Raw genomic sequence first — 15569 nt, 5'->3', positions numbered from 1 at the left:
CAAGGAGTTTTTTGTTGATTGGTCAGTCAATCAAAAATAAACTGCGGACCAGGAGAACGAAGATGCCCAAGGTTGGAATGGAGCCCCTGCGCCGTAAGGCGCTGACGGATGCGGCGCTGCGCACGATCGGCCAGCACGGCTCGCTCGGTGTGACGATGTCGGAGATCGCCAAAGAGGCCGGCGTGTCGGCGGCACTTGCGCATCACTACTTCGGCTCCAAGGAGCAGTTGCTGAACGAGACGATCCGTGAGCTGCTGCGGCAGTTGCGGCGCGACGCCGTTGAGGCGCTTGCAGGGGCAGAGACGCCACGCGCGCGTCTCTCGGCCGTGCTCAGGGTCAGCTTCGCTGCGGAGCAGTTCACGCCGGAGACAGTGGCGGCCTGGCTCGCCTTCTACGTCGATGCGCAACGGTCGGAAGAGACGCGGCGGCTGCTTGTCGTCTATGCGCGGCGGTTGCGGTCCAACCTCCTGTCGGCACTTGGTCGCCTTTGCCCGCCCGATGACGCGGCGCGGATTGCAGAGGGCGCGGCCGCGATGATCGACGGGCTCTATATCCGGCAAAGTCTGCGCTCCGCCCCGATCAGTTCCACCGCATCAGTATCGCTGGTCGAGGACTATCTGGAAGCGCAGCTCAAGGGCTTCGTCCGATGACTGCAGGCGGACCTGATTGTTTTTACGATATTTCAAACCGGGGACAGTGACGCCGTGGGCAAGCCGAACATTCTGATCATCATGGTCGACCAGTTGAACGGGACCTTTTTTCCCGACGGTCCGGCGGAGTTCCTCCACGCGCCGCATATGAAGGCGCTGGCCGCCCGCTCTGCACGGTTCCGGAATAACTATACGTCCTCCCCGCTCTGTGCCCCCGCCCGCGCCTCGTTCATGGCCGGACAGCTGCCGAGCCGGACGCGCGTCTACGACAATGCCGCCGAATATGTCTCGTCGATCCCGACCTTCGCGCATCACCTTCGCAGGGCCGGCTATTACACGGCGCTCTCCGGCAAGATGCATTTCGTCGGGCCGGACCAGCTGCACGGCTTCGAGGAGCGGCTGACGACCGATATCTACCCGGCCGATTTCGGCTGGACGCCTGATTATCGCAAGCCGGGCGAGCGGATCGACTGGTGGTATCACAACATGGGATCGGTAACGGGCGCCGGTGTCGCCGAGATCACCAACCAGATGGAGTACGACGACGAGGTCGCCTTCCTCGCCAACCAGAAGCTCTACCAGCTGTCCCGCGAGAATGACGACAAGGAGCGCCGCCCGTGGTGCGTCACGGTCTCCTTCACCCACCCGCATGACCCCTATGTCGCGCGGCGGAAATACTGGGACCTCTATAACGACTGCCCGCACCTTATGCCCGAGGTCGGCATGCTGGAGAAGCAGGACCCGCATTCGGAACGCATCCTGAAATCCTGCGATTATGCGAGCTTCGACATCACGGACGAGAACGTGAAGCGTTCGCGCCAGGCCTATTTCGCCAATATCAGCTATCTCGACGACAAGGTGGGCGAACTGGTCGATACGCTGACGCGGACCCGGATGCTGGACGACACGCTCATCTTCTTCTGCTCCGACCACGGCGACATGCTGGGCGAGCGGGGCCTGTGGTTCAAGATGAACTTCTTCGAGGGCTCGGCCCGCGTGCCGCTGATGGTAGCAGGTCCGGGCGTCACGGCCGGGCTGCATACGACACCGACCTCCAACCTCGACGTGACGCCGACGCTCTGTGATCTGGCCGGCATCGATATCGAGGAGATCAAGCCCTGGACCGACGGCATCAGTCTCAAGGGCATGATCGACGGCATCCCCCGCACCGAACCGGTGCTGATGGAATATGCGGCGGAAGCCTCCTATGCGCCGCTGGTCGGCATCCGCGAGGGCAAGTGGAAATATGTCCACTGCGAACTCGATCCCGAGCAGCTCTACGATCTGGAGGCCGATCCGAAGGAGCTCACGAACCTGGCGGGCGATCCCGCCTATGCTGATGTCATCTCCGGCTTCCGCGCCAAGCGTGACGCGCGCTGGAACATGGCGGAGTTCGATTCCGCCGTGCGCGAAAGCCAGGCGCGGCGCTGGGTGGTCTACGAGGCGCTCCGAAACGGCGCTTATTTCCCATGGGACCACCAGCCGCTCCAGAAGGCATCCGAGCGCTACATGCGCAACCACATGAACCTCGACAATCTCGAGGAATCCAAACGCTATCCGCGCGGAGAATAATGATGAAAGCCCAACCGCAAGCCTCCCATTTCATTGACGGCGAATACGTCGAGGATACCGCCGGCACCGTCATCGAGAGCATCTATCCGGCAACCGGTGAAGTGATCGCGAGACTGCATGCCGCGACGCCCGCGATTGTCGAGAAGGCGATCCACTCTGCCAAGCGCGCGCAGAAGGAATGGGCCTCGTGGAGCCCGGCGGCCCGCGGCCGTGTCTTGAAGAAGGCCGCCGAGATCATGCGCGAGCGAAACCGCGAACTCTCGGAACTCGAGACGCTCGACACCGGCAAGCCGATCCAGGAGACCATCGTCGCCGACCCCACCTCTGGCGCGGACAGCTTCGAATTCTTCGGCGGCATCATCGCGACCGCGATGAATGGCAGCCAGATCCCGCTCGGGGGCGACTGGGCCTATACCAAGCGCGTGCCGCTTGGCGTGGTCGTCGGCATTGGTGCCTGGAACTATCCGCAGCAGATCGCCTGCTGGAAGGGGGCTCCTGCGCTTGCCGCCGGCAATGCGATTGTGTTCAAGCCGTCGGAAGTGACGCCGCTCGGCGCCTTGAAGATCGCCGAGATCCTGATCGAGGCAGGCGCGCCGAAGGGCGTCTACAATGTCGTACAGGGGGACCGGGAGACCGGGCCGCTGCTCGTGTCGCATCCCGATGTCGCCAAGGTTTCGCTCACCGGTTCCGTGCCGACGGGGCGCAAGGTGGCGGGCGCGGCTGCCTCACAGCTCAAGCATGTCACCATGGAACTCGGCGGCAAGTCGCCGATCGTGGTCTTCGACGATGCCGATATCGACAGCGCGATCTCGGGCGCCATGCTCGGCAACTTCTACTCGACCGGCCAGGTCTGCTCGAACGGCACGCGCGTCTTCGTGCACAAGGCGATCAAGGAGACGTTCCTCTCGCGCCTCAAGACCCGCACCGAGGCGATCGTTATCGGCGATCCGCAGGACGAGGCCACGCAGATGGGGCCGATGGTGTCGCTTGCCCAGCGCGAGAAGGTCATGTCCTACATCGACAAGGGCAAGGCCGAGGGCGCGACGCTGGTGACCGGCGGCGGCATTCCGAACAGCGTCACGGGCGAAGGCTTCTACATCCAGCCGACCGTGTTCGCCGATGTCACCGACGACATGACCATCGCGCGCGAAGAGATTTTCGGGCCCGTGATGTGCGTGCTCGATTTCGAGGACGAGGCGGAGGTGATCGCGCGGGCGAACGCCACCGAATTCGGCCTTTCGGCTGGCGTTTTCACCGCCGATTTCTCCCGCGCGCACCGCGTGGTCGACCAGCTCGAAGCCGGAACGCTCTGGATCAACACCTACAATCTCTGCCCGGTCGAGATCCCCTTTGGCGGCTCAAAGCAGTCAGGCTTCGGCCGCGAAAATTCGGCAGCGGCGCTGGAGCATTATTCCGAGTTGAAGACGGTTTATGTCGGCATGGGCAAGTGCGAGGCGCCGTATTGAGGCTCGTCTCTCGGGGGAGACGGACGGGGAAGTTCGAATGAAAAACGCAGATTTCGTCATCATCGGTTCCGGTTCCGCAGGTGCGGCCATGGCCTATCGCCTGTCGGAGGACGGCAAGAACACGGTCATCGTCTTGGAGTTCGGCGGGTCCGATATCGGGCCGTTCGTGCAGATGCCGGCAGCCCTTGCCTATCCGATGAACATGGACCGGTACAACTGGGGCTACATGACGGAGCCCGAGCCGCATCTCAACAACCGCCGCATGATCGCGCCGCGCGGCAAGGTTATGGGCGGGTCGTCGTCGATCAACGGCATGGTCTATGTGCGCGGACATGCGGAGGACTTCAACCGCTGGGAAGAGATGGGTGCGACCGGCTGGGCCTATGCCGACGTGCTGCCCTATTTCAAGCGGCAGGAGACTTCGCATGGCGGCGAAGAGGGCTGGCGGGGCGCCGATGGTCCGCTGCATGTTCGCCGTGGCGAGATCAGGAACCCGCTCTATCGCGCCTTTATCGAGGCGGGACGGCAGGCCGGCTTCCCGGTGACGGAAGACTATAACGGCCGTCAGCAGGAAGGCTTCGGCCTGATGGAGCAGACGAGCTGGCAGGGGCGGCGCTGGTCGACGGCGAATGCCTATCTGAAGCCGGCGCTCAAGCGGTCGAATGTTTCGCTGATCCGCTGCTATGCCCGCAAGGTTGTTATGGAAGGGACCCGCGCCGTCGGCGTCGAGGTCGAGATCGGCGGCAAGATCGAAGTAGTGAAGGCGAACCGCGAAGTGATCGTGGCGGCCTCGGCCTTCAACTCGCCGAAGATCCTGATGCTCTCGGGCATCGGTCCGGCCGCGCATCTGCAAGAGATGGGCATCCCCGTCGTCGCCGACCGTCGGGGCGTCGGGCAGAACCTGCAGGATCACCTGGAATATTACCACCAGTTCAAGTCGAAGCTGCCGATCACGCTGCATTCCAAGAACAACTGGTTCTGGATGGGCATCGTCGGCGCGCAATGGCTATTCTTCAAGAAGGGGCTCGGCACCTCCAACCAGTTTGAGGCGGCGGCCTTCATCCGCTCGGCGGCCGGCGTCAAATGGCCCGACATCCAGTATCACTTCCTGCCGATCGCGATCTCCTATGACGGCAAGTCTGCCGTCGGCGGCCACGGCTTCCAGGCGCATGTCGGCTACAACATGTCGAAGTCGCGCGGCTCGGTGACGCTGCGCTCGCCGGAGGTGAAGGACGCGCCTGTCCTGCGCTTCAACTATATGAGCGACCCGGAGGACTGGGTGAAGTTCCGCCATGCAGTGCGCGTGACCCGCGAGATCTTCAATCAGAAGGCCTTCGATCCCTATCGCGAAGCGGAGATCGCACCTGGGCCGAATGTCCAGTCGGACGAGGAAATCGACGCCTATCTGCGGGAACACCTGGAAGGCGCCTATCACCCCTGCGGCACCTGCAAGATGGGCCGTGCCGACGACCCTATGGCCGTTGTCGATCCGACGACCAAGGTAATCGGCGTCGAGGGACTGCGCGTGGCGGACAGTTCGATCTTCCCGCATGTGACCTATGGCAACCTGAACGGCCCCTCGATCATGACGGGCGAAAAGGCCGCGGATCATATTCTCGGCAGGCAGCCGCTGCCGCGCAGCAATCAGGAGCCGTGGATCAACCCGCGCTGGGAGACGAGCGACCGTTAACCCCGTTTTCTCACGCGGCACCACGGTTTTGCGGAAAAGCCGTACCGGGTCATGCTATTCCGCCTTGTCATGGCGGTCGCTGGCACCCATAAGGGACGAGACGACGTCTCATACGGGTGAATGGCGGTAGAACACCGGCATCGCCTGCGCATTGAAACTGCAGGAGCGGCTTTTTGGGTCGGCCAAAACCAAAACTGCTGAGGCGATCCCGCGTAGTCTGGGGATCGTGGCGCTTGTGGAAACCCCGTATCGTGTTCTGGGCGGGGGCGCTCGCGATCGGTGTCGTGTCCGTCGGCTTCGCCAAGGCCGCAGACTGGTCGCAGCATATGTTCGAAGGGGTCCGGACCAGCGGCTCCTGGGCGTTCCTGCTTCCCCTCGTCATGACGCCCTTGGGATTTGCGCTTTGCGCGTTCCTTGCCGCCCGGCTCTTTCCGGGATCGCAGGGCTCCGGCATACCGCAGGCAATCGCCGCGCGGCATTTCAAGGAGGCCGAAGACCGGTGGCGGCTGCTGTCCATCCGGCTGGCGGTGGGCAAGATCCTGCTCACCCTGCTGGGGCTCCTTTCGGGCGCATCGATCGGGCGTGAAGGTCCGACCGTTCAGGTTGGCGCCGCAATCATGCTGCTCACGGCTCGCATCGGCGGCATTGCGCAGGCCCGCGGGCTCATCCTCGCAGGTTCGGCCGCCGGGATCGCCGCAGCCTTCAATACGCCGCTTGCCGGCATCGTCTTCGCGATCGAGGAGATGAGCCGCTCCTACCAGACCCGGGCGAACGGACTGGTGCTGACCGCCGTCATTCTCTCCGGCATGTCGGCGATGGCGCTCGTCGGCAGCTACACCTATTTCGGCGCGACATCGCTCAATGTGGCGGTACCCCGAGAATGGCTCGTGGTCGTCGTCTGCGGCATCGGCGGCGGACTTCTGGGCGCCCTCTTCTCCGCCATGGCGCTGCGCGTCACGCGAAGGATCAAGCGCTGGGCGCAGCCTGAACCGCTGCGGCGCTCCGTCCTGCTCGCCGCCGGCTGCGGTCTTGCCATTGCGGTGATCGGTGTCGCCACCGGCGGCTCGACGTTCGGCACCGGCTACGAACAGGCGCACGCCGCGCTTTCCGGCGAAGCACTGTCGCTGTCCTACTTTATCGAAAAGTTCGCCGTCACGTTCCTCTCGATGGCATCGGGGATTCCGGGCGGCATTTTTGCGCCCTCGCTTTCGATCGGTGCGGGCTTCGGCAGCACGGTCGGGGAACTGCTCGGCGTCAGCATCGGACTGGCGGCCGTCCTCGGCATGGCCGGCTATTTCGCCGGTGTCGTGCAGGCACCGATGACGGCCTTCGTGATCATTCTGGAAATGACCGACAGCCACGAAGGGGTGATCGCGCTCATGGCTGCGGCCATGCTCGGCTACATCACCTCGCGGCTGGTCGCACCCGAGCCGCTCTATCACGGCCTGTCGCGTGCCTGGATCGCGGACGTGATCCGGGCACAGCGGGCCGAGGCGCGGACCGGAACGAAGACCGACTAGTCGCGTCTGATGCGAGCCATTATCTCGTCCGCCAGCTTACGGTAGTTTCCGTCGAAATGGTGGCCGCCGGGTCGGGAAACGAGCTGGACCCCCGCCGTCACCCGGGGCTCTAGTGCCGGGCAGGCGCTTTCCTTTTCCGCCAGGCCGTAGATGCACTGGATCTTGGCGGGTTCGACGGTTGCCAGATGGTCGACGGGATCTCCATGTTTGCCCGCTCCCGCAACGCCGAGCCATCCGGAAACGGCAATCTCGAAATCCGCCTGATGCGATGGTGCGAGCAGCGACAGAAGATCAACGGCTTCCCGGTCCGCATCAGGAAGCAGCGTGTAGGCCTTCGGCAGGATGTTGGCGCCGAAGGAGTAGCCGATCAGAACGACGCGGCTTGCGCCGTAGCGGCCACGATAGGTGGCGATGATGCGCGAGAGATCGTCTGCGACCTGCTGCGGCGGCTTTTCGCTCCAGAAATAGCGTAGCGCATCGACGCCAACGACCGGGACACCATCCTCCTGCAGGAAGAAGCCCAGCTTCTGGTCGATGTCGCGCCAGCCGCCGTCGCCCGAGTAGATGATGGCAAAGGCATCGTGGCGAGGAACGGCGGGAACCTCCACCAAAGGCAGATCGAGAGGCGTGCCGTGGTGCGACGCCTCGCTCAGCACTCTGAGACCCGCCTCTTCCAGTGTCGCAGAGGCCTGATCCCGACTGTCGACGACCTCAATATCGGAGTGCGTCGCCTGGAGATCGACCAGATGGTCACGTCCGTCCCGCGTCGCCGCCTGTGTGAAGGTTACCCGCACGGCACCCGGCAGCGCTCCCTTCGTAAATCCGTAGCGAATGCCGCCATGGCGCGGGGTCTTTGGTGCCGGCGTACAAAGCGGCTTTTCGATGGGTACCACGGCGCCGGGATCGACAGCGAGTGTCGTGGCTACGGTCGACGGCGGGGTCTGGGCGGCGATCGCCAGCGCCAGCGTGCCGCCTTCGCCGAGGCCGGCAACGACCGGCGGCGTGAAGGTGGCCATGCCTTCGGCGCGGTGAAGCTGGCGAGCGAGCCTTTCGATGTCGGAGACGAGGTAGAGGCAGGCACGCGTCTCCGCACGAAGGGCGCGGTAGTAGGTCGGCAGATCGACGCCGACAACAATGGCTCCCTCGCCCGACCACGCCTGCGCTACGTTCTGTTCCGTTGCGGACCAGCCGGCAGCGTCCGATAGCAGGATGATCACCGACCGAGGATTGGTGTCGGGGCGGACGATACGGTCGACTGGAAGGCTTCGAGTGTCAAAGTTATCCGCGGCCAGCGCCGGCTGCACGATGAAAATGGCGAGTGCCAGCGCGATGATGCCGCTTTTGGTCCTCATCGACGCAGCACGCCCTTGAGGCCGCCGCCGATGAGCAGCGTGACGTCAAGCATGGCCACCAGAGGAAAGCCCCTGCCCGGCACGGCCAGATAGCGGGGCTGCCAGCGCGGATCGAACTTGGACTTGAATTCCAGCACGCCGCGAAAATTGTAGAAGCGTTCGCCGTTCTCAAAGACCTGCCGACCGATCCGATTCCACAGGGGAGCACGATCGTGCGCGGAGAGACCGGCGAGCGGCGCCATGCCCAGGTTAAGGCTGCGAAAATCGTTCTGCTTCAGATATTCCATGATGCGCACGAACAGCAGATCCATGGCGCCGCGATGCGTGTTCGGTATGTGGCGCATCAGGTCGATGAAGGCATCGCCGCCGGAGGCGGTGGTGAGCACGCTTGCAAACGCGATTATCCGGCCCTCGAGGCGGATCACGGCGACCGGTTCGCTGGCGACATAGTGCTCCTTGAAGGTGCCGAGCGAAAAGCCCTTTTCCCCGGCATTGTGAGCGGCAAGCCAGGCATCGGAGACGGCCGCAAGCTCGGGCAGGATCTCGGGCACATCGGCAGGCGCCACCATATCGAACGTGAGACCATCGCGCTCCGCCCGATTGATCGAACGGCGTAGCTTCAGCCAGTCGCCACCCGCAAGAGAAAACGTGGTCAGATCGACAACGGCCTGCTCGCCAAGCTTGTAGGGCTTCAGACCGGCCTCGATCGCGCAGGACAGAAACTCCGGAGAAACCTGATAGAAAACCGGTCGACAACCTCTGGATCGCGCGTCGCGCATGAACTTGAGTACGAGTGCCGTCCAGGTTTCGCGCGCGCCTACCGGATCGAAAAGCGCCACCATGGAGCGTCCGCGTCGCGCATACATGATAAAGGCATCTCCGCAGTCGGAAAACAGCAGCCGCTTGTCCCCCAGCCGGACAAGCCCGGCGGCGGCGTTGGGTTGACGTCCCAGAATTTCGACTGCGCGGGCGACGTCGGCGTCGCACGGCGAGCTCTCGAACCGATCATCGCCCCGGCGCAGGCGCCGGGCCGCAAGGACACCGGCTGCTGCCGCCAGGCCGATGCCGCCACCTGCCGCATCGGCACCGCCCGTCGGAAGGATCTGCCCGGATATCAGGCCGAAGACGCTTTCGTCGAAAAGCAGCCCCAGGCCGGCCGGCAGTCCGACGCTTCCCAGCAGCAGCGTTGTCGGTCGACGGGCGATCGAATAGCGCAGCCGTTCGAACGCACGGCGCAGGCCGGGTTTTGCAACCGGGTTCGCCGGAGCAACAAAGATGGTATCAGTCACGTCTGTCATGAGGGTCCGTAAGCCGTCTGTCGAGCGCGCATTAGAATGGCTGCATGGAACGAGGCTTGTGCCACCGACATGTAAACGAGTTTTAAAAGGACTTTCTAAAATTCACTTCGCGAGACGAATTTTCAGCGCAACAATTCACCCGCGCCCGCGAGACGGCAACAAAGGACGCTTACAAGCGATTACACATTGCAATCTTTATCGCCGTATCGATATCAAAATGATTATGCGTTGGGGTGCGAACGTTATTTGTGGAATATGGGAAACCATGCCAGCATGTAATGGTGCAGTCGCTGTCGATACGGGAGTTCGCAGCGCGCATCGTTGGCGGCGTTGAAAATCGGCGTCGCCAGGCGATGAGGGCGCGACTGCGGGAGATAAACAGACGTTCTGGAGGAGAATATGTTGACGAAATCGCTTCTTGCCGGCCTTGCCGGTCTTGCTTTCACGCTGTCGGCGGGGGCGTCGTGGGCCGCCGACGTCACGCTCAAACTGCACCAGATGCTGCCGCCGCAGGCTACCATTCCGTCCAAGGTGCTGGAGCCCTGGGCGCAAAAGGTTCAGGCCGAATCGGGCGGGCGCATTGCGGTGGAACTCTATCCGGCGATGCAGCTTGGCGGAAAGCCGGCTGACCTCGTCGATCAGGTCAAGGACGGCGTGGTCGACCTGACCTGGACGCTGTTCGGCTACACGCCGGGCCGCTTCCCGAAATCGGAAGCCTTCGAATTGCCGTTCATGGTAACGACCGCCGAGGCTACATCGGTCGCCTTCCAGGATTACTACGAAAAGCACCTGAAGGACGAACTGACCGACTATCACGTGCTGGCCGTGCACACCCACGGTCCGGGCCTCATCCACACCATTGCCTCCAAGCCGGTGAAGTCGCTGGAAGACATGAAAGGCCTGAAGCTGCGCGGCACCTCCAAGGTCGTCAACCAGATGCTGGAGGCCATGGGCGCTTCGGCGATCGGCATGCCGGTTACGGCGGTACCGGAAAGCCTGTCGAAGAGCGTCATCGACGGGTCGGTGGTTCCGTGGGAAGTGACGCCGGCGATCAAGATTGCCGAACTGGCACCGAACCATACGGCGTTCTCCGGACCGAACGGGCTCTACACCGGCACGTTCGTCTTCGCGATGAACAAGGACAGCTACGACGCCCTGCCGGATGACCTGAAGAAGGTGATCGACGACAATTCCGGCCAGGAGCTCGCCCGTCTGTTCGGCAAGGCCATGGACGAAGGCGATATCCGCGGCAAGGACATCGCGGAAAAGGCCGGCAATACGATCATCACTCTTGACGAAGCCGAAACCGCCCGCTGGAAGGCGGCCGGCGAGGCCGTGACCAAGGCCTGGATCGCCGAGATGGACGGCAAGGGCATGGACGGAACCGGGCTCTACAACGACGCTCTCGCGCTCATCCAGCAGTACAGCAAGTAAGATCGCCCGATAGCGGGCGCCCTCCCGGGGCGCCCGCGTTTTCTGGATACCTTCGAGGATGCCCGCAATGGACACCCAAACCTCCCCTTCGTTCGAGCGACTGGAGCGTTACGTCAGGAGGCTTGCGATCGTGCTCGTCGCGTTCGGCGGGTTCTGCCTCGTTATAGCCTGCGCACTCACGCTCATCTCCATCGTCGGAGGGCTCGTCATCCGTCCTCTGGCCGGAGAGATCGAGCTGGTGGAGGCTCTGTGTGGCCTCGCGGTGTTTGCCTTCCTTCCCTATTGTCAGCTGAGGCGCGGCCATGTCGGTGTCGACCTGCTGATCTCCAGCCTCGGCCCGAAGGCCATGAACTGGACGCAGCTCATCGGCAATGTGATCGTTACCGGTCTGATTGTGATCGTCACCTGGCGACACTGGGTGGGAACGATGGACAAGTTTTCCAATGGCGAGACCACATCCATCCTCCAGTTGCCCGTCTGGTGGGGCTATGCCATTGCCCTGGTGTTGCTGATCGCGAACATCCTCGTCGGTCTGTTCGTCATCCTGTCCGACATCCGCGAGATACGGTCGGGGCGGGATATTGAAATGTCTGTCGGAGCCCATTGATGAGCAATATCGAAATCGGGCTCTGGTCGTTTCCGGTCCTCATTCTGCTTATTTTCCTGCGCGTGCCGATCGGGGCCGCAATGCTCGGAACGGGCATGGTCGGCACCTTCCTGGTCCTCGATCGCTGGACGCCGATCCTCGCGCAGATGAAGGCGCTCGCCTGGAACACCAATGCGAACTATTCGCTCTCGATCATTCCGCTTTTCCTGCTGATGGGCCAGTTTGCGGCGCGCGGCGGCATGAGCCAGGCGCTGTTCAATGCGGCGGCGGCGGTTCTCGGCCATCGCAAGGGCGGTGTCGCGATGGCGGCGGTGGGTGCCAGCGCCGGTTTCGGCTCGATCTGCGGCTCCTCGCTCGCGACCGCCGCGACCATGGCGCAGGTCGCCCTGCCGGAACTGAAGCGCAAGGGCTATGCCGGCGGACTGGCGACCGCGTCGCTGGCGGCCGGCGGCACGCTCGGCATCCTGATCCCGCCGTCGGTGGTGCTGGTGATCTACGCGATCCTTGCCGAGCAAAACATCGCGAAGCTGTTTCTCGCCGCCTTCGTGCCCGGGATCATCGCGGCGATCTCCTATCTGATCGTGATCGCGATCTATGTCCGCCTGTATCCGGAAAGCGCCGGCCATTCGCCGCGACTGCCGTGGCGGGACCGCATACCGGCGTTGCTCGCCGTGTGGCCGGTCGCGGCGATCTTCCTGGCCGTGGTCGGCGGCATTTACCTCGGCTGGTTCACGCCGACGCAGGCTGCGGCCATCGGTGCGATCGGCACCGGCTTCATCGCCTGGATCAACGGCGGGCTCGATCCCAAATCGCTGCTTGCCTGCTTCAAGGAAACGGCCATCTCGACGGGCATGATCTTCTTCATCATTCTCGGTGCCTCCGTGTTCAATTCCTTCCTCGCCTTTTCCCGGCTGCCGCAGGTGGGCGCGGAATGGGTGACGGCGCAGGGCTTCGATCCGATGACCGTGCTTGTCATCATTCTTGTGCTCTACATCGTCTTCGGATGCATCATGGATTCGCTCTCCATGATCGTGCTGACGATCCCGATCTTCTTCCCGATCGTGACGGCCATGGATTTCGGGATGAGCCCGGAGCACTTCGCGATCTGGTTCGGCATCCTTGTGCTGATGGTGGCCGAGATCGGCATGATCACGCCGCCTGTGGGGCTCAACCTCTTCATCATCTCGGCGATGGCGCGGGACGTGCCGATCAAGGAAACCTACAAGGCCATCGTGCCCTTCGTTTCAGCGGATCTCATTCGTATCACGATCCTGACGGCGTTTCCGATCATCTCCATCTTCCTGGTCTGAGAAGGGACGCGGCTGCAACCTGACGGGCGCTTTTCGGGTGACGCGCCCCGACAAAGCACTGTAGGTGTCGGTTCTATCTAAAACCGAATCTCACGGCCCATGGAAACGTCGCTCTACCTACCCGTCAAAGGCTTCCTCGAACAGGCGGGGTATACCGTCAAAGGCGAAGTCGGAGGTTGCGACATTGTCGGGCTGAGCGAGGATGATCCGCCGGTCGTTGTCGTTTGCGAACTCAAACTCAAGTTCAATCTCGAGCTCATCCTGCAGGCCGTCGACCGCGCCTCGGTCGCTGACGAAGTGTGGATCGCGGCGCGCGTCTCGGCCAAGGGCAAGGGGCGCGAGACCGACAAGCGCTATCGCGATCTCTGCCGCCGGCTCGGGATCGGCATGCTGGGCGTTACCGATATCGGCGAGGTCAACGTCATCGTCGGCTCGGTGACGCCCATGCCACGAACCAATCCGAAACGCCGCTCACGGCTGATGCGCGAACACCAGCGCCGCAAAGGCGACCCCGCCGTCGGAGGCAGCACGCGCCAACCTCTGATGACAGCCTATCGACAGCAGGCGCTCGGCTGCGCCTCCGCGCTGGCTGCGGGACCGCTCAAGGTCCGGGACGTCCGGGCGCAGGTTCCCGAGGCGGGCAAGATCCTGCTTTCCAACGTCTATGGCTGGTTCGAGCGGCTGGACCGGGGCGTCTACGGCCTGAGCGCGGCGGGACAAGAGGCCTTGCAGCGTTGGCGTCAGCCGGTCGATTGAGAAGCTCAGGGTGATGGAGCGATCAGATCATCCCCAGACATTCGGGCTATCAACGAGGTTCACAGCAGTACGGCGGCTCCTTGCGGTGCCGCCGTACTGCCCTGGGAGGAACCGCCCGTCAGGGCCGGTAGATCTGGTCGAACACACCGCCATCGCCGAAGTGGGTGGGCTGCGCCTTCGCCCATCCTCCGAAAAGCGGATCGTCGATGGTGACGAGATCGAGCGTCGGCAGATCGACCTTTGATGCGTCGGGCACGAGATCGGGACGCGAGGGGCGGTAGAAGTGCTTCGCCACCAGTGTCTGGCCCTCGGCCGAGTAGAGATACTGAAGATAGGCCTCGGCCTCCCTGCGGGTGCCCTTCTTGTCGACGTTGTGGTCGACGACCGCGACGGGCGGTTCAGCGAGAATCGAAAGGGACGGCGTGACGATGTCGAAATTGTCGGCGCCAAACTCCTTGCCGGCCAGATAGGCCTCGTTTTCCCAGGAGATCAGAACGTCGCCGATCTCGCGCTGGGCGAAGGTCGTCAGCGAACCCCGGGCGCCGGTATCGAGCACGGGCGCGCGGCGGTAGATTTCAGCGACGTATTCCCTGATCTTGGCTTCGTCGCCCCCGAACTCCTTGTTGGCCCAGGCCCAGGCCGCGAGGTAGTTCCAGCGCGCACCTCCTGAGGTCTTGGGGTTGGGTGTCACGATCTGGACATCGCCCTTCACCAGATCACCCCAGTCCTTGATGCCTTTCGGATTGCCCTTTCGGACAAGAAACACGATGGTGGACGTGTAGGGCGCCGAATTGTTCGGAAGGCGTGTGCGCCAGTCCGGCGCGATCAGCTTTGAGCGCTCGGCGATGATGTCGATATCGCTCTGCAGAGCAAGTGTCACGACGTCTGCTTCCAGTCCTTCGATCACCGCCCTCGCCTGCCGGCCTGAGCCACCGTGCGACTGGCTGATCGTGATCGTCTCCCCGGTCTCTGCCTGCCAGTGCCTGGCGAAGGCCTCGTTGTACTCGGCGTACAATTCCCGTGTCGGATCGTAGGACACGTTCAGCAGTTCGGCGCCATAAGCCTGGACCACCAGGCCGGTCGACAGTCCCATGCCGACCAAAAACGCCGCAAGATTTTTCCCAATGCACTTCATGCTCGTGCCTCCTCTGTGGCGTTAACGATTAAAGACTACCGAACAAGTCGTCTTAGTCAACGCGGCCAGAAAAATAGCAAAAGCGTACCCTTCCGAGGCTGGACTTGGCGGGATGACTTTTTGTCGGTCGGAGGCACGGGAGCATAAATTCGCGCTCAAACCGGATTCTTCGGAATGGGCGAAAGCTAAACTGAACGACAGAGATGGGTTCAGACCGGTTCGGGCGCTTCCGTCTTCGCGGCGTCGGCGAGGCTGGTGGTGAGGAGCACGGCACGGGTTTCATCGGCAACACGGGCGAAAACCCGCCGGATCTCGCAGTCGCTCTCGCCCTCACAATCCTCGCAGCGCCGATAGGCGGTCAAGGACAGGCAGGGCAACGGCGCCACCGGGCCGTCGATCAGGCGCAGCACCTCGCCATAGGTGATCTCGCCAGCAGGTCGATGCAGGAAATAGCCGCCCTGCTTCCCGCGGCGGCTATCGACCAGACCGCCCCGCTTGAGATCCAGCATGATCTGTTCCAGAAACTTCTTCGGGATCTTCTGCTGCTCGGCGATCTCCGGAATCTGAATCGGGTCGCCTGGTTCGGCTCGGGCGAGAAAGGTCAGGGCCCTCAATGCGTATTTGGCTTTCTGCGTGATCATTCCGGCCCACCGACGCAGCGTCGGACACGGCCAACGCTGCGGCAGCCCTTAGCGCAAAACGGCATATGGTTCAAACCGTCGAATGACGGCCTCCGGCAGGAAATGCCGTATTTCACCCTGCCGATAGAGATATTTGCT

Annotated in this window: 13 protein-coding genes; 9 read left to right on the top strand and 4 right to left on the bottom strand. The window is 62.9% G+C overall.

The window, feature by feature from the left end; all coding sequences use genetic code 11:
- Positions 1-62 precede the first annotated feature (62 nt).
- The 5 genes from betI to J5J09_RS05715 all read left to right on the top strand — a co-directional run bounded on the left by betI (position 63) and on the right by J5J09_RS05715 (position 6898).
- Positions 63-650, top strand: a complete 588-nt coding sequence (gene betI, locus J5J09_RS05735; RefSeq protein ID WP_208548721.1) for a transcriptional regulator BetI — start codon at positions 63-65, stop codon at positions 648-650.
- A gap of 54 nt (positions 651-704) precedes the next feature.
- The gene (betC, locus tag J5J09_RS05730) at positions 705-2222 is read left to right on the top strand and encodes a choline-sulfatase (RefSeq protein ID WP_208548720.1); all 1518 of its coding nucleotides are present in this window, start codon (positions 705-707) and stop codon (positions 2220-2222) included.
- A 2-nt stretch (positions 2223-2224) separates the two neighbouring features.
- Complete coding sequence (gene betB / locus J5J09_RS05725; protein ID WP_208548719.1) at positions 2225-3688, top strand: betaine-aldehyde dehydrogenase; 1464 nt, start codon at positions 2225-2227, stop codon at positions 3686-3688.
- A gap of 37 nt (positions 3689-3725) precedes the next feature.
- Positions 3726-5378 carry a choline dehydrogenase gene (betA, locus tag J5J09_RS05720; protein ID WP_208548718.1) on the top strand — a complete coding sequence of 551 codons (1653 nt, stop codon included), beginning with the start codon at positions 3726-3728 and terminating at the stop codon, positions 5376-5378.
- A gap of 233 nt (positions 5379-5611) precedes the next feature.
- Positions 5612-6898: a chloride channel protein gene (locus tag J5J09_RS05715; RefSeq protein WP_246745790.1), complete on the top strand. Its 1287-nt coding sequence runs from the start codon at positions 5612-5614 to the stop codon at positions 6896-6898.
- Here J5J09_RS05715 and J5J09_RS05710 read toward each other — a convergent pair.
- Both J5J09_RS05710 and J5J09_RS05705 read right to left on the bottom strand, forming a co-directional pair.
- The gene (locus J5J09_RS05710) at positions 6895-8250 is read right to left on the bottom strand and encodes an AcvB/VirJ family lysyl-phosphatidylglycerol hydrolase (RefSeq protein WP_208548717.1); all 1356 of its coding nucleotides are present in this window, start codon (positions 8248-8250) and stop codon (positions 6895-6897) included. The two genes, J5J09_RS05715 and J5J09_RS05710, sit on opposite strands and share 4 nt — an antisense overlap.
- Positions 8247-9548 (bottom strand): phosphatidylglycerol lysyltransferase domain-containing protein, encoded by a 1302-nt coding sequence (locus J5J09_RS05705; protein ID WP_208548716.1) that lies wholly within the window; start codon positions 9546-9548, stop codon positions 8247-8249. The genes J5J09_RS05710 and J5J09_RS05705 overlap by 4 nt, the downstream gene beginning before the upstream one ends.
- A 399-nt stretch (positions 9549-9947) precedes the next feature.
- On the opposite strand from J5J09_RS05705, the gene J5J09_RS05700 reads away from it, so the two are divergent.
- The 4 genes from J5J09_RS05700 to J5J09_RS05685 all read left to right on the top strand — a co-directional run bounded on the left by J5J09_RS05700 (position 9948) and on the right by J5J09_RS05685 (position 13655).
- Positions 9948-10982, top strand: coding sequence for a TRAP transporter substrate-binding protein (locus J5J09_RS05700; protein WP_208548715.1), 1035 nt, complete (start codon positions 9948-9950; stop codon positions 10980-10982).
- A gap of 67 nt (positions 10983-11049) precedes the next feature.
- Complete coding sequence (locus J5J09_RS05695; RefSeq protein ID WP_208548714.1) at positions 11050-11589, top strand: TRAP transporter small permease; 540 nt, start codon at positions 11050-11052, stop codon at positions 11587-11589.
- Positions 11589-12899: a TRAP transporter large permease gene (locus tag J5J09_RS05690; protein ID WP_208548713.1), complete on the top strand. Its 1311-nt coding sequence runs from the start codon at positions 11589-11591 to the stop codon at positions 12897-12899. The genes J5J09_RS05695 and J5J09_RS05690 overlap by 1 nt, the downstream gene beginning before the upstream one ends.
- A gap of 99 nt (positions 12900-12998) precedes the next feature.
- The gene (locus J5J09_RS05685; protein ID WP_208548712.1) at positions 12999-13655 is read left to right on the top strand and encodes a DUF2161 domain-containing phosphodiesterase; all 657 of its coding nucleotides are present in this window, start codon (positions 12999-13001) and stop codon (positions 13653-13655) included.
- A 118-nt stretch (positions 13656-13773) separates the two neighbouring features.
- Here the strand turns inward: J5J09_RS05685 and J5J09_RS05680 are convergent, their stop codons facing one another.
- Both J5J09_RS05680 and J5J09_RS05675 read right to left on the bottom strand, forming a co-directional pair.
- Complete coding sequence (locus J5J09_RS05680; protein ID WP_208548711.1) at positions 13774-14790, bottom strand: sulfate ABC transporter substrate-binding protein; 1017 nt, start codon at positions 14788-14790, stop codon at positions 13774-13776.
- Between the two features lie 209 nt (positions 14791-14999).
- Positions 15000-15431, bottom strand: a complete 432-nt coding sequence (locus J5J09_RS05675; protein WP_208548710.1) for an Rrf2 family transcriptional regulator — start codon at positions 15429-15431, stop codon at positions 15000-15002.
- Positions 15432-15569 lie beyond the last annotated feature (138 nt).

This window comes from Ciceribacter sp. L1K22, assembly GCF_017599385.1.
GTDB lineage: Bacteria > Pseudomonadota > Alphaproteobacteria > Rhizobiales > Rhizobiaceae > Allorhizobium.
The sequence above is the reverse complement of the archived record's forward strand: the minus strand, read 5'-3'. Positions and strand labels throughout refer to the sequence as shown.

Excerpts from the sequence above, each read along its gene's own strand:
- betI (WP_208548721.1), top strand. The coding sequence starts at position 63 with ATGCCCAAGGTTGGAATGGAGCCCCTGCGCCGTAAGGCGCTGACGGAT.
- betB (WP_208548719.1), top strand. The coding sequence starts at position 2,225 with ATGAAAGCCCAACCGCAAGCCTCCCATTTCATTGACGGCGAATACGTC.
- betA (WP_208548718.1), top strand. The coding sequence starts at position 3,726 with ATGAAAAACGCAGATTTCGTCATCATCGGTTCCGGTTCCGCAGGTGCG.
- J5J09_RS05710 (WP_208548717.1), bottom strand. The coding sequence starts at position 8,250 with ATGAGGACCAAAAGCGGCATCATCGCGCTGGCACTCGCCATTTTCATC.
- J5J09_RS05705 (WP_208548716.1), bottom strand. The coding sequence starts at position 9,548 with ATGACAGACGTGACTGATACCATCTTTGTTGCTCCGGCGAACCCGGTT.
- J5J09_RS05700 (WP_208548715.1), top strand. The coding sequence starts at position 9,948 with ATGTTGACGAAATCGCTTCTTGCCGGCCTTGCCGGTCTTGCTTTCACG.
- J5J09_RS05695 (WP_208548714.1), top strand. The coding sequence starts at position 11,050 with ATGGACACCCAAACCTCCCCTTCGTTCGAGCGACTGGAGCGTTACGTC.
- J5J09_RS05690 (WP_208548713.1), top strand. The coding sequence starts at position 11,589 with ATGAGCAATATCGAAATCGGGCTCTGGTCGTTTCCGGTCCTCATTCTG.
- J5J09_RS05685 (WP_208548712.1), top strand. The coding sequence starts at position 12,999 with ATGGAAACGTCGCTCTACCTACCCGTCAAAGGCTTCCTCGAACAGGCG.
- J5J09_RS05680 (WP_208548711.1), bottom strand. The coding sequence starts at position 14,790 with ATGAAGTGCATTGGGAAAAATCTTGCGGCGTTTTTGGTCGGCATGGGA.
- J5J09_RS05675 (WP_208548710.1), bottom strand. The coding sequence starts at position 15,431 with ATGATCACGCAGAAAGCCAAATACGCATTGAGGGCCCTGACCTTTCTC.